This is a genomic window from Halobacteriovoraceae bacterium, assembly GCA_020635115.1.
GTDB lineage: Bacteria > Bdellovibrionota > Bacteriovoracia > Bacteriovoracales > Bacteriovoracaceae > JACKAK01.
Map to the genome: position 1 here is coordinate 1 of JACKAK010000015.1, position 14,079 is coordinate 14,079.

General features: G+C 33.7%; 16 protein-coding genes. 5 read left to right on the forward strand and 11 right to left on the reverse strand.

What is annotated here, in order from left to right; all coding sequences use genetic code 11:
- Positions 1-328: 328 nt before the first annotated feature.
- Complete coding sequence (locus H6622_17570; GenBank protein MCB9063339.1) at positions 329-1,246, reverse strand: hypothetical protein; 918 nt, start codon at positions 1,244-1,246, stop codon at positions 329-331.
- 236 nt (positions 1,247-1,482) lie between these two features.
- Between H6622_17570 and H6622_17575 the strand changes: the two genes are divergently transcribed.
- Positions 1,483-2,526, forward strand: coding sequence for a substrate-binding domain-containing protein (locus H6622_17575; GenBank protein ID MCB9063340.1), 1,044 nt, complete (start codon positions 1,483-1,485; stop codon positions 2,524-2,526).
- A gap of 2 nt (positions 2,527-2,528) precedes the next feature.
- Here H6622_17575 and ung read toward each other — a convergent pair whose 3' ends face one another.
- Genes ung through H6622_17610 form a run of 7 tightly spaced genes read right to left on the reverse strand, consistent with a single transcriptional unit; the run spans position 2,529 to position 7,851 of the window.
- On the reverse strand, positions 2,529-3,218 hold the full coding sequence (gene ung, locus H6622_17580; protein ID MCB9063341.1) for a uracil-DNA glycosylase: 690 nt from the start codon (positions 3,216-3,218) through the stop codon (positions 2,529-2,531).
- Positions 3,219-3,276: 58 nt separating this feature from the next.
- Positions 3,277-4,065, reverse strand: a complete 789-nt coding sequence (locus H6622_17585) for an ABC-2 family transporter protein (protein MCB9063342.1) — start codon at positions 4,063-4,065, stop codon at positions 3,277-3,279.
- Between the two features lie 3 nt (positions 4,066-4,068).
- A complete protein-coding gene (locus H6622_17590) occupies positions 4,069-4,869 on the reverse strand; it encodes an ABC-2 family transporter protein (protein MCB9063343.1) in 801 nt (266 codons plus the stop codon).
- The gene (locus H6622_17595; protein MCB9063344.1) at positions 4,859-5,866 is read right to left on the reverse strand and encodes an ATP-binding cassette domain-containing protein; all 1,008 of its coding nucleotides are present in this window, start codon (positions 5,864-5,866) and stop codon (positions 4,859-4,861) included. The genes H6622_17590 and H6622_17595 overlap by 11 nt, the downstream gene beginning before the upstream one ends.
- Positions 5,862-6,281: a hypothetical protein gene (locus tag H6622_17600; GenBank protein MCB9063345.1), complete on the reverse strand. Its 420-nt coding sequence runs from the start codon at positions 6,279-6,281 to the stop codon at positions 5,862-5,864. The genes H6622_17595 and H6622_17600 overlap by 5 nt, the downstream gene beginning before the upstream one ends.
- Before the next feature lie 31 nt (positions 6,282-6,312).
- On the reverse strand, positions 6,313-6,813 hold the full coding sequence (locus H6622_17605; GenBank protein MCB9063346.1) for a hypothetical protein: 501 nt from the start codon (positions 6,811-6,813) through the stop codon (positions 6,313-6,315).
- Between the two features lie 48 nt (positions 6,814-6,861).
- Entirely contained in the window at positions 6,862-7,851 is a 990-nt protein-coding gene (locus tag H6622_17610; GenBank protein MCB9063347.1) for a hypothetical protein, read from the reverse strand.
- Between the two features lie 291 nt (positions 7,852-8,142).
- Here H6622_17610 and H6622_17615 point away from each other — a divergent pair, with 291 nt between their 5' ends.
- Genes H6622_17615 through H6622_17625 form a run of 3 tightly spaced genes read left to right on the forward strand, consistent with a single transcriptional unit; the run spans position 8,143 to position 10,050 of the window.
- Positions 8,143-9,420: a HAMP domain-containing histidine kinase gene (locus H6622_17615; GenBank protein ID MCB9063348.1), complete on the forward strand. Its 1,278-nt coding sequence runs from the start codon at positions 8,143-8,145 to the stop codon at positions 9,418-9,420.
- Positions 9,380-9,802: a response regulator transcription factor gene (locus H6622_17620; GenBank protein ID MCB9063349.1), complete on the forward strand. Its 423-nt coding sequence runs from the start codon at positions 9,380-9,382 to the stop codon at positions 9,800-9,802. Before H6622_17615 ends, H6622_17620 begins: the two co-directional genes overlap by 41 nt.
- Positions 9,799-10,050, forward strand: coding sequence for a hypothetical protein (locus H6622_17625; protein MCB9063350.1), 252 nt, complete (start codon positions 9,799-9,801; stop codon positions 10,048-10,050). The genes H6622_17620 and H6622_17625 overlap by 4 nt, the downstream gene beginning before the upstream one ends.
- A 15-nt stretch (positions 10,051-10,065) precedes the next feature.
- Here H6622_17625 and H6622_17630 read toward each other — a convergent pair whose 3' ends face one another.
- A complete protein-coding gene (locus tag H6622_17630) occupies positions 10,066-10,968 on the reverse strand; it encodes a 1,4-dihydroxy-2-naphthoyl-CoA synthase (GenBank protein MCB9063351.1) in 903 nt (300 codons plus the stop codon).
- An 83-nt stretch (positions 10,969-11,051) separates the two neighbouring features.
- Between H6622_17630 and H6622_17635 the strand changes: the two genes are divergently transcribed.
- On the forward strand, positions 11,052-11,951 hold the full coding sequence (locus tag H6622_17635) for an alpha/beta hydrolase (GenBank protein MCB9063352.1): 900 nt from the start codon (positions 11,052-11,054) through the stop codon (positions 11,949-11,951).
- On the opposite strand, the gene H6622_17640 is transcribed toward H6622_17635, so the two are convergent.
- Together H6622_17640 and H6622_17645 are read right to left on the reverse strand one after the other, a co-directional pair.
- The gene (locus H6622_17640; GenBank protein ID MCB9063353.1) at positions 11,911-13,287 is read right to left on the reverse strand and encodes a response regulator; all 1,377 of its coding nucleotides are present in this window, start codon (positions 13,285-13,287) and stop codon (positions 11,911-11,913) included. The genes H6622_17635 and H6622_17640 overlap by 41 nt on opposite strands.
- A gap of 49 nt (positions 13,288-13,336) precedes the next feature.
- The gene (locus H6622_17645) at positions 13,337-13,984 is read right to left on the reverse strand and encodes a TetR/AcrR family transcriptional regulator (protein MCB9063354.1); all 648 of its coding nucleotides are present in this window, start codon (positions 13,982-13,984) and stop codon (positions 13,337-13,339) included.
- Positions 13,985-14,079: the final 95 nt, after the last annotated feature.

The following is a 14,079-nucleotide window of genomic DNA, read 5'->3' on the forward strand; positions in this document are numbered from 1 at the left end:
CAGATTCTGCCTCTCTAACAAAAAAGTTGAAGTTAATAGTGATTTTAATGACTTCATAAACACTTAATCTATGTATTTTTGTTTTGGACTTTTTTCAAACGCGAAATAAATGATTTAATCTTAATGCGAATAAGTATATACAATTTTTTATACTAATTTTCATTGATTAAAAGATTCTCAAGTCCCATTTTAGAAGTAAGGGATTTAAAATTGGCTTTTGATTATCAATTAATTTTTGTCAATTTTAACCAAAACTATTTCTCATTCTGTTTATTAATAATATTCGGACAAACGATCAATCTGCAAATGAAATTCATATGCAATTAGGCTAAAGTTCTAGATCATCACGCCATTTTGGATGGTGAAAGTGCAGACGGTGATCACAACTCTCACTGACAACAGAATCTGTGAAATGGATTTTACCAATTTTTTGAAAGAAGTTTTTCCCTTTAACTTTTTTACCACTCACTGAAATGTCAAACTCTAAACCATTTGGACGATTTTCAATATCGAGTTCATCTCTAAAATCAATTGCATCAATAGTCTGTCCTTTCGTTGCTGTAAGAATCATCCTCCAAGGCGTTTTGTAATTGTTTTTTTCTTCAATTGAAGAAACTTCATACAATTGCCTTTCTCCAGGAAACTTATCCGCAATCGCAAAAGATAATGCGACTTTGAGCCCATAAAGCAGTTGAGAGAACATATCCTTATTCGCTGAAATCTTCGGTGCATTCGACATTGCAACATCGGTATAGTGCTCAGCAAGTGTTCCTGTTAAATTATCGATGAGAAAAAAATTGGCGGTTTTAATTTTTGATTCTTTATCAGAAAAAGATTGATTGAAAAGCTTTCCGGCCAGTGCAAATCCTCTATATGTTCCTCTTTCAGTGTTAGATAAAGTTGTCGATGCTCTGGCAATAATTGGAATATTTGTACCCCTTTTAAATAAACCTCCATAGGGATTTTCCTCAGTAATCTTCCAGCTTCCCCTCAAACATATTCCATTAGGATGGGCAATCTTATCAAAATACGGTAGGAGATCCATTTGGTTATTTATAGTTCTTGTTGCTGATTGTTTAATTTTACTTCTAAAAAATTTAAAGAGTCCCTCGGAATCAACTTTGTAATGAGGTAGAGGGTATGGATCACTGGTAATTATTTGCCATATCTCGTTAAAGTTACTCCCTTCATAGAGAACTTCTGAATGAACATTTAGGGAAAGTAACAAAAAAAGAATATATTTCATAGACAATCCTTTGTTGAAAAAGATGGACCTAGCTTGCATGAAAAATCAAAATTCGTCATGTTAAATTATCTTGCTTTTTACGACTTAAAATATTCAAAGAGTGAATGTTGAGTCAATCTTATATTAGACAAAAGCTATCCAATATAGAAAAGTTTAAAATTTTTCCAGTATCTTCTTTCAATCAGAGTCATTTGCATTATAATGTTTTCATGAAAAGAATATGTCCAAATTTCAAAATGATCTCTTTTGTAATCTTCCTCTTAAATTCTCAAGTATTGTTTTCAATCGATGTAACAAAGTGGGAAGGCCCTTTAACTGGTCCACCGGCCCAAGAGAACAAATCTGTCGTGTTTATTTCACAAAGTTTTAAAAATAAAGGGATCTCTAGACTTTTTAACTCTTTTGAAAGGGCCGTGCAAGTTATTGGCTGGAAATATTTATCCTATGACGGGGAAGATAATTCCCAAAAAATAAAAAAAATTCTAAGTGACCTTGTACTAACAAATTTCGATGGTATTGTGATTGGAGGTTTGTCCGTCTCGCATTATTTACCTGAAATTCAAAAACTTAAAGATAGCGGAAAAATGATAGTGGGTTGGCATGCAAGTCGGAATCCTGGTGTAGAAGCACCTTTATTTTTAAATATTAGTAGTTACAATAAAGAAGTCGCACAAGTTGCCGTAAATTATCTTGTCACTAGTACTCAAAATGCAGGCCCACAAAATGTTGGAATAATACTTTTCAATGATGATCGTTTTGATGTCGCCAATGAGAAAACTCAAGAGATGTTAGCGGTCCTAAAGAACTGTCAGTACTGTAAAATTCTCGAAGTCGTAAATATGAATATTTCACATGCTCCTCAGTTGATGGGAAGTAAAATAGACGAATTGAATAAAAAATATGGCAAAAAATGGACCCATTCATTGGGAATTAACGACAACTATTTTAATTCAACACATTTTTCAAAAAAACGGCCTGACTTAATTAATATCTCGGCCGGAGATGGTTCAAGTGATGCATTAGAAAGAATCAGGTGGGGCAATTCAAATCAGAAGGCCTCAGTTGCAGAACCATTAGATTTTCAAGCATGGCAAATTGTCGATGAACTAAATAGAGCATTTGCAGGTCAGGGGCCAAGTTTGGTTGTAGCTTCTCCTATACTTATTACAAAAGAGTCTTTTAATGATAACAAACTATCATCTCCATCTATGACAATTGTCCACCAAAATGTCTTTATAAATTTATGGCATCCTTCAAGTTTGAAAAAATTTATAAAATAGGTTTATTGTAAATTCTGTGGGAGAGACCAATTAATTGGAGCAATACCTTTTGAAATGAGATAATCATTTGCTTTAGAAAAATGCTTGCATCCAAAAAAACCTCGGTAAGATGATAGGGGAGATGGATGTGGTGCCCTTAAGACATAATGTTTATTTTCATCTACAATAGAGGCCTTCTTTTGTGCAGGTGTTCCCCATAGTAAAAAGACTAGATTTTCTCTCTCATCATTTAAAACTTGTATGACTTTATCTGTAAATAATTCCCAACCTCTTCCTTTGTGAGATGCTGCTTTTGCTTTTTCTACAGTCAGGACATTATTAAGTAAAAGTACGCCTTGTCTGGCCCAGTTCAATAGAAAACCATGAGTAACAGGTCGAACTCCTAAATCACTTGATAGCTCTTGATAAATATTAACGAGAGAAGGTGGAACTTTAATGCCAGGTCTAACAGAAAAACACATCCCATGTGCTTGTCCTGGCCCATGATAAGGATCTTGTCCGATGATGACGACTTTAACTTTTTCGAATGGAGTTTCATTAAATGCGCTAAAGATTTCCTGGCCATGTGGATATATTGTTTTATTTTGTTTTAGTTCAGATGCCAAAAAATCTTTAAGGCCAACCATATAGTCTTTTTGAAATTCTTTACCAATGACAGATTTCCAAGATTCATCAATCTTAATTTTATCCATGATTTTAACTCCGATGATCAAAAATAGACTATTGCAAAAAGGACGTCTAGTTCAAATACTAAGAAGAAGCGGATGAGTATTTTGACAGTGCAAAATTCCAAAGTAAATGGAGGAGAGGATATCCTAGGAGAATAAAAATAAAGGTTATTCCTAGGAATTGCCACCTGTTGTCAAATAAGGCGTACATCGGAGCAGGGCCAATAAGTAAAAATGGAATAGCAAAAGTAAATATCCTGCGAAAATTTTTCTGATAGACAAAATCTGGCCATCTAGACATTTGTTGAAATCCCATCCGAAGAAAATTAATCCCATTACCTTCTTTTGTAAAAAACATCATGATGCACAGGAAGAACTCGAGTAGGGCCAGAAGAGAAAAAGAAATAAAAAGAAAAAATGGAATGAGTATATATTGTTTCCAAGTAAAATGTAGAAGTCCGCCATAGTGATAGAGTAATCCGATACAGAGGGGTGTATTTACTAAGGTTGAAGGACGAAATTTTCTAAAAAATGTAATAAAAATATTAGAAATGGGCTTTAATATATCAAAATCCAAATTGCCTTGGCGAATGGAGAGGCCTAGTTCCCAGAAGTTTTGGGATAGAATAGTCATATGAAAATTATCAAGTAGAAGAATATAAGAAATGAAAAACATCAGTTGAGGGCGACTCCATTGTCCAATATGATTGACATGCATATAGATAATTTCGACTGAAGAAATTGTTGCAAGATAAAAAAACAAATCCATGATAATAAGGAGGGCAAAGCTGGTTCGAAAACTTAATGCTTCAGTAACACTTGTCGATATAAATTTAGCATATACTGAAAGATACTGTTTTAGAGTGTCCATAATTTACATTCCTGCGGCCGTGTAGAGCCTTAGTCCTTTTTTCCAAATATAGACTGAACACAGACATGTAATAATAGTCCATAGAATTAAAATACTTAGGGAGTGAATGATATCAACATTCTTTCCTTGAAAAATAAGTGCCGCAAAATAGGCCATATGCGGAAAGGGAGTGTATTCAAGTAACTTAACAGACCATGAAGGGAAAAAATTCAAGGGAATAATACTTCCGGATAAAAAAATTGTTATATTTGAAAAAAGAACTCTAAGGATCCAGGTTTCATCTAGCCAGAAGGCCATTATGCCTGTGAGAAATTGGACGCTATACCAAAAAAGTGAAATAATAAAGCAATAGAAATATCCAATGAATAGTGTGTGGAAACTTGGAAGATTAAATTCTAATAAGGTTGTTGCTATAACAATGGTTGTGGTTGCGATGAAAAATTGGAGTATTTGAAAAGCAATAAAATTGGCCGTATGAAACTCCCAAAAGTTAAATGGGTAGATGAGATAGGTTGAAATTCTCCCCATCCTAATATCTTCAGAAAGATTAAAAGAGGCGTGTCCAAGAGAGAGCAAAGAGACTATTAAAACCCAAAAATGATAAGAAATCATGCTGGAATAATCTAATCCATTAATGATTTTTTGGTTTGATTGATAAATCGTTGTCCATAAACTCCATTTCACAAGAAAAAAAATCAATGTTGGACCTAAAAACATAAGTATAAAATTAACTCTATACTGCGTGTAATTGAGCCAGGAAACTTTGATTGTTTGAATCCATTTTTCTAATTCTTTAGTGATCATTCTTATATAAAAGCTCAGGGCGTTTGAGGATTTCTTTCATTACTTTTTCAATTGGCAGTTTCTCCGTTTGAAAATCAACAACGTCATAATTGGTTAGAACTTTCGCTGAGATTAGTTTAAGATCATTTTTGGGTATTTTCAACTCTACTTCAGTGAGATCTGCGTTCCACTCTGGTGAGAAATTATTAAATTCAAATTTGTCTTTAATTTGAGAGGATGAAAAGTGAAATTTTACAGTTTTTTCATTCCCAAGAATGGTTTCAAATTCTTTAATTTGCCCATCAAAACCCTTTTGTCCGTTAATGATAAGTACTAACCTGGGACAGAGAGCTTGGACATCTTCCATATAGTGCGAGGTTAGGACAATGGAGCAATTATTTTCTTTATGATATTCCAAAATGAATTTTCGAATATTTTCTTGTGATATCAGATCAAGACCAATTGTTGGTTCATCCAAGAAGATAATATTTGGAGAGTGTAAAAGGGATGCCATGAGCTCAAGTTTCATTCTTTCCCCAAGGCTGAGTTTTCTCACTTGAACGTGCATTAATTTTTGAACACTCAACATTTCAGACATCAGTCCTAATTTTGTTCGAAAAGAGACTTCATCAATTTCATAATATTTTTGCAATAATTTAAAAGAATCTAATGCCGGTATATCCCACCATAATTGCGATTTCTGTCCCATTACCAGTGCAATTTGCTGTCTGTATTTTTTGTGACGTTTACTTGGAATATGTCCAAAGACTGTTAATTCTCCAGAAGTAGGCACGATTATGCCTGTAAACATTTTCATAAGAGTTGTTTTGCCGGCACCATTTGGCCCGAGAAGTCCTATGATTTCACCACTATGAATATCCAAGTCGAAGTTTTCGACAGCTTGTTTTGTAACGTAATTTCTTTTGAAAAACGAGCTTAGGGCCGCAAATGAACCCTCTTTTTTGTTATACGAGGTAAAGCTTTTGGTAAGATTTCTTGCCTTCAGCATTATTTTAATCTATTTCAGTGCAATTTTTTAATTCGTAGCTTAAATTTTCGTAATCAAACTGATCTTCGTTGGCGCCTCTTTCTTCGCTAAACCAACCATGTGCATCTTTTAGATTAATAAAGACTTCAATTTGAACTTCAGTGTAGTGTCTAAAGTCATTAATGAAACGACTGTGTTTGGCCTGCAAATACTGGTTTGGTTTCAAAGTGACTATGGATTCATTTGGAGCATGTTCAAAATCGTAAAAAGAAGTGTCTTCATCTTCCCATTTTACACTGACAGTTCTGTCATCTGAATATGTTATAAAAAGATTTTGAACAATTCTGTTCCCACTTTCAAAAACAGAACATTCATAGGTAATGCTTTCACTGGCATGAGTTGATAGTGTGAAAAGTAAAAAAAGTAGGGCCATCTGAAATTTCATAAAATACCTATTTGGGCTAAATATATAAAAATTAATGGTAGGTGTCCATACCATCACGTTCGATTATTTCCTTTATTGCAACTGGAATTGGTAGCTTATTCCAGGACAATTTTAAAGATTCCATTAGTTTCTTATTAATATTTTCTTCTTCTGTACTTTCTCGATCTTTTAGAAGAAGTTGGTCTGATTCACATTTGCTCTGATTGTTTGCATTTTTTATTTTTGGATTAAAAGCTAGACAACCGTAAGGTTTTACTTTTCTTGAAAGTGAACACCCTTCTTTTCCTGGATTATAAAATGGGCATGTGTATGTTCTACGTAGTCCTTGAACTTCCTTATCCAACCTGAAATCCAGAATGCTTTGTTCAATTTTTCCAATCAATATTGTTGTTAGAAGGTTGTGCTTTTCTAAATACTCAACAATATCAAGTGCTTCTATCGGTGTGATTTGCATTGAATTTGAAAGATAAGTACAACAAACACCTTCACATGAAGAACATGTATATTGTTCCAAATCATTGATCTGGGACATTCTATCGATGAGAATTTGGCGTCTGCTCAATCTGTCTAACATCATCAACTACACTGTATATAAGTTGCCATCGGCATACTCAATTTGTAGCGAGGGTTCTATATAGATTTTTCTGATCTGTCCATGTGTATTTTGGAATAAATTTTGGCGGGCAATGATGTAGTGCAAAATGTTGCCTTCAAAGTGTTTTGCCCCTAAGACTTGACTTACATAAATACTACGTGGAGGAGTTTTAAAATCGATCATATTCGCTTTAGTCCTAAGTGAATAGTCACAGGCATCAGCAAGCCATATCTTTGTGTTTTCTTCGATTAAAAGCTGCATAGATGTAATTTCAGAAACTTGAAGGAGAGTACTCAGAGGAATGTCCTGGGCCGAAAATGAATCCATTTTTAGTAAGCTGGAAATAGTTCTCTGATAATGTTCTTCATTTTTTGTCTGATAATGATTTATGTATTGATTATGTCTTGTACCAGAGAGTTCTATTTTTTCGATTAAGTCTAGATAATTTCCAAAATCGAATTCTAAATTTTCAATAAAATCGCCATGAGATTCAATGATATAAATATGCGTGTTTTTTCGTTGTAATACTTGGAATATGATTTTGCGTATCAATTTGTTGTAAGGCAAGTAAAAAAAGTATGCACAAGTAGGAGGAATGGGTTGAGTTTCTAAATCTGCGACAAAATAGTTAATATTATCAAGGCCTAGTTCTTTGCATAATTTCTCACCGGCCAAAGCACGTTCTTTAATTGCCTCGATTGGAAAAACCTCTACACCATTCATAAATAGTATTGAGGCCATTTTAAGTGGAGAAAGACCACTCCCTAGATCAGATAGACTTTTTAGACCATGTGATTTACATGATTTCAAGATTTTTAGGCAATCATAGATATTTGTATAGAGTGCTTCATAGTTTATTGAGAAATTTCCAGAGTAGAATTCAATGCTGGATTCTTGGATACTCTTTTCACAGTGCAAATGCGCTTGGGAAATTTTATGTTCTAACTCTCTGAATTCATATGAATGGTTTTTCATCGTGGTTTCATTTTTTTATTTCGCAAAAAGTCAATTTTTAGGTACTTGAAACAGTAATACATAAAGCATCCTTGGCCTAAGTTTGGCCAGATAGACATCTAATAAAACTCATTTTTTATTTTATCCAAACTAAATTTTGACTAATTCGATGCCAAATATTAGTTGCGATTTTCTCATTAATTGTATGAAGTGCAAAATTTTCAACTATTTAAAATGATAGTCTTTACTCACTTTGTTCAAGAATCTGTTTTAATAGTCCGAAGTTCAAAAAAATTAGGAGAAGTGGCACGTATGTCGGAAGATTTAGAACTACATTTTTTTCGTGAGCAATTTGAAATGTTTCGATTGAAATTTCTATCTCGTTTCGCCGTTATTTTGCTTCTTTCAAACCTCATTATTTTGTCTCAAGAAATATACGAGAACAATATTCCACTAATCGTTACGTTAAGTTTGAGTTTATTTGTTTTTTCATATCTGACTTTTATTCTTTATAAGCAAAAGAAAATTGATGCTTTTTCCTTTGGTGTCGCCTCAACGATGACTCTAATCTATGCAGTGTGTTTTTATTTAAGAGGTGGAATATCTTATACTCCTTCAGCATGGTTTCCGACTTTTATAGTGTTCTACTTCTTATTGATACCCTATAAAAGACCTCTCTATATTCTTATTACTTCACTTGTCGTTGTTTCTATAGCGATAGAAATATCATTTGTCGGAGGGTTTTTTGAGAGACCTATTTATTCCACTGAAGTTTCATATAGAGTAAATTTAGTTGCTATCATCGTAACTTCTCTGTTTAACCTTATGGCCTTCTATCATCTCTTTAGTAATTTGAAATTGTATCTAAAACATATTTACGATAATTTCGAATACAAGCAAGTTTTGTTATCTGTTCTTTATCATGATATTGCGACACCTCTCACAACTATAATGCTCAACTTATATCGCAAACAAGAAGATAGAAAATGTCAAAAGGCCTATATGGCAGCAAACGATATCAAAACAATAATTGAAAATGTCAGAAGTTTTGAAAAGATCACGATGGGGAAGGTTAAAAGTGACTTTAAGCATGTCGACATGAAGGAAGTCTTTAATGAACTAAAAGAGTCATTCCAAGATAGACTTAATGCAAAAAATATAGTTCTTAACTTAAATGCTTTTCAACGATATCCAAAGGTTTGGGGATATGGGGATTTTTCTATTTTAAAAAATTCAGTTTTTGCTAATATATTAAGTAATGCTATTAAATTTTCTCCAGAGGGGCAGGAAATTTCAGTAGATTTTGAAGAGGGTGATTCGGGCGAGTTAAAAGTTGTTGTTGCTGATCAAGGTATTGGAGTACCAGATGAAATTAAAGAGTCAATTTTTAGATTTAAATCTAAAAGCTCAAGACTTGGAACTTCAAATGAAGAAGGAAATGGATTTGGACTTCCAATTGTAAAAAAATATCTTGAGTACTTTAATGGCGATATTAGAGTTGAAAATAATAACCCTGGAACCCGAATGGTGATAACTTTAAGGACAAAATATGACTTTAGCTTTGAAGAAACAAACGATCTTGCTAGTTGAAGATGATCCTTCATTAAAGGAGACGGTTGTAGAGTTATTAGAAGGGGACAGTGATTACAAAGTTATTACAGCAGGTTCTTTACCAGAGGCCAATACAAAAGTTCAAAACCAAAAATTTTCATGTATCATACTAGATTGGCATTTAAGAGAAGGCCAAACTTCTGAAAAACTTATTCGGACAATTAGACAAAAATCAAAGACTGTAAAAAATATGAATTTTGATACTCCGATAATTATTCTTAGTGGAGCATTAAATACTGTTATTATAAATAAGATTATACTTCTTGTTGATTCGATTTTAGTAAAACCTTTTCAACCAGAGCAATTGATTAATCAGATAGATCAATTTGTTAAAAATGGTCGCCCCAAAAAATCTGCTTGAACTTTTATCTAAATGGAACACTTATGAAAAATGGTAGTTTTAGTATGGATTGTCCCTCTTGCGGAGAGTACTGCATTAATATTGGTTCAACAAAAAGTAAAAAAAATAAAAATCGAAAATGTCCTAAATGTGGAACAATACTCAGAATAGTCTATACCTCAAATGTACAAGCACCTGGACATGAGGAGCATGAAGATTTTAGGTATAGTGCTGTTAAAAAAGAAAATAGAGCAAAAAGAAAAAAATAGTACCTTTTCAATTATTTAATAATGCCAAGGAAATTTTGAAAAATCCCTAGGCCTTTTTTCAATGAAATGATTTCGTCCTTCAACCGCCTCTTCTGTTCCGTAAGCTAATCGGGTTGCTTCTCCCGCAAAAAGCTGCTGCCCAACCATCCCATCATCAGTGAGATTAAATCCATATTTGAGCATTCTCATCGCTGTAGGAGACTTAGAATTTATTACCTTGGCCCATTCGAGAGCTTCTTTCTCTAATAGATCATGGCCAACAACTTTATTCACCATTCCCATTTCGTAGGCCTCTTGGGCAGAATAATTAAAACCTAAAAAGAAGATCTCACGAGCTCGCTTTTGTCCCACCATCTTTGCCAAATAAGCTGAACCATAACCACTATCAAAGCTTGCAACATCAGGATCAGTTTGTTTGAAAATCGCATGTTCCTTAGAAGCAATGGTTAAATCGCAAACAACGTGGAGACTATGACCTCCTCCAACGGCCCATCCTGGCACTACACAAATAACAATTTTGGGCATAAAGCGTATGAGTCTTTGAACTTCTAAAATGTGAAGCCGGCCAAGTTTGGCCTTTGACATCTCATCGAGTTGTTCGTCCTCTTTACTATATTGATAGCCATCTTTGCCACGAATTCGTTGATCTCCACCTGAACAGAAGGCCCAGCCTTGATCTTTTGGAGATGGGCCATTTCCTGTAAGCAATACACAACCTATTTCAGGCCATTGTCTCGCGTGATCAAGAGCAATATATAATTCATCGACAGTTTTAGGCCTAAAGGCATTTCTCACTTCCGGTCTATTTATGGCAATTCTAACTGTACCGTGCTCAATAGCTTTATGATACGTAATGTCAGAAAATTGGAAACCCACGACCTCTTCCCATTTGTCGGTCTGAAATATTTGTGACACCATATTTTTCTCCTAATGATTAATAAATTAGGTATTAACTAAACTTAACTAGAATGAAAAACAAAAAACTAAAGATGTAGATTTTTATGGAACTTTTAACTTCAATTTTTTCAGTCTCTGGCCATGATTTAAACCTTTTACGCAAAAAATATCGTTTAGGTCAGTATTTAAATTATAAAGGAAAAAAAATCCATTACGTAGACGAAGGACAAGGAAAAGTCATTCTGGCCATTCATGGTACATCGGATAGTTTGCGAACATGGGATGAACTGGCCAAAAAATTAACTGATAATTTTCGAGTGATACGAATTGATTTACCAGGCTTTGGGCTGTCTGATAATTTTAGCGTTAAAGATTTTTGGCCCGAACGTATTTCTAATATAATCACAAGATTGTGTGAGCATTTAGAGGTAACACAATTATCACTTATCGGAAATTCTCTGGGTGGATATTATGCCTGGAATTTTGCTGTTCATAGACCTGAGATGATTGAGAAAATTTATCTCCTGGCCCCATTTGCTTTTGACCTCGCTGAGTATCCACTGCTTGTAAAAATTGGTAAAACAAAACTTGCAAAATTTTTAAGTGAGCGTTTTCCAAGCAAGACCTTTGTTCGATATATTTTAAGTACAGCAGTGACAAATCAAAAGTATCTCACGGAAGAAGTTGTGCAAATGTTTTATGACTTTGCTTATGTTGAAGGAAGGCCAGCTCTTTATAATGCACTTTTTAGTAATATTTCACACCTACCTTTTTTAACAAAGGATAAGCTTGAGTTATTTGTTGAGAAGCTTGTGCTAATATGGGGAGAACAGGATCGTTGGCTCTCGCCTAATGATGTTCATAAATGGCCAGAAGTAGTAGATGGAAAAAAAATCGATATTCATCTCCTCTCAAGCGTTGGTCACCTTCCACAAATTGATAGTCCTACGCGAATAAAAGAAATTATTGAAAAATCGATTTCAGTGCCTGGTATGGTTTTTTAAAATTTCCCCGACTATAACCTTCATTTCCAAAACGTTCTATTAAAGCTCTTACAGCATTATGATCTTTGATCTTATCGGGATAAGCTTCGTCCACAAGTTTTTCTGCTAAGATAAATACACAGGCCAAAGGCATAATCTTTTGCGCTGTCAAACCTCTGGGAAAGCCATCTCCATTAGGAGATTCATGATGTTGAAATATAATTGAATCTATATCTGGAGGAATATCACTATAGTTTTTAACAATTTGAGATGCATCTAAGGGATGTCTTTTAACTTTGTCTTGTTCTTCAGGTGAAAGATTTGCAAATTCTGGATCGTTTGTATTTCGAATTCTAGCAGTTGGTATTGAATCTAGTGTAATATCATGTAAAAGGGCGGCCATGGCCAGTCGAGTAGTGGTAGATTCTGATGCCCAATCTAATCTTTCAGCAATTGCTGTTGAAAAATAGGTAACAAGATGAACATGGTTTAAGAGGTAGTCATCCCTTTTTAAAAGAGATTTTATAAGCTCAGAAAGCTTATTGTGCTTTCGAATGATTTCTCTACCAACAGCAAGACATTGTTCGGTTAATTTTACTGAAGTCGGAGATAGTCCACAACCGATTATATTATCTCTCAAAGTCTCAATGGCCATATTAGCTGTCTGAGTGAGTTGAGAAACATTCATATTTTCTTTAACTTCTAGAACTTTGAGAACTGATGCAGAGATATTATCTGCTAGTTTTGGAAAGTCTTGTTTCTTTACATAAAGATGAGAGATTCCTTTATTAATATATTTAAGAATGACATCTGCTCCATACATTGTATTTGCATTTATGATCTTTATAAATTTTCGTTCATTAATTTTTATGTAGATATCGCAAGGTATCATATTGGATTTTAAAATACTTTTTGCAGAAATAGGGCTCCAGAGTTCATTTTGTTGTTCAAAATTTTCTGTCGTCGATTGCTTATTTAATATTTTATTATGAAGCTCTTCAAAAGAAGATATAAGTGCTTCTTTTTGTATTGGTTTTGTTAAATAGATATTAATTCTCGATTTATCCTCTAGAAAACTTCCAAGATGAGGATCGTCTTTTATATCTCTTCCAGTTAAAAGTACAAATGGAGTGTCAATTTTATTTTCAATGACATGTTGATAAAGTACTCCTCCATTTGCTACAGGCATATCATAATCTGAAAGGATAATATCGAATTTGTTGCCTTCTTTCAGTTTATCAATTGCAATTTGTCCATTTTCACAATGGGTAAATTCAGAATCTGTAAAATGTCCTTCAAGAACCATCATGTAGATTTCTTGAATATCCTCGTCATCTTCTACATATAAAATATTCATCATCCCTCCATGTCTTGAAATTCTATCAAAAGTTGCAAGAAAATTCGACTTATTTGAGATTTAAGCACGATAAAATGGATTGTTTAAGTCGGTCAATGATTTGAGGAGAATTTGAATTCGGATTTGTAAAAACCTCAATCATGGCACCTGTTAGAAATATTTGAATCATTTTGGCGTTTTCTAGATTTAATTCACTGGAATATTTAGAATGTAAAAGAGAGTTGAGTCTTTCTACTCCATTTTCACGAATTTGTTTTTGCAGTTGAGCATAATCGTCCTTTATATGTGCATAATAGTAAAAGAGCAGCATCACACTCACTTGAGATTTATAATTTTTTCCCCAATCAAATGCCATATCAATATAATGAAAGATTTTTTTCTTAGTTGAAGCACTGGACTCAGGAGCGTTCATACTTAGATGTTCAATATACTGAGATAAAATAAAGAGAATCGCCTCTTTGAAGATATCTTGTTTGTCATTGAAGTGGTAATTGATGTTTGCCTTGCGAGTATTTAATTGATCAGCAATTGATTGAAAAGTAGTTCCTTCTACTCCTAAATTGTGGATGCATTCAATGGCCGCTTTTATTATTTCGATTTTTTTCTCTGTCCCTTTGCGCAAATAGACATTTGCATTATTTTGGGCCTGAAAAAGAGTTGAATTTGGAGGTTCATTTTGTATTAACACAATGCTCATCTATCAATTTATTGTAATACGCGCAAGAGTATCCTCAAGAAATTCTAAAAAAATTGGACAAAAGTATCAATTTCTTGACTTGGCAATTGCTTAAC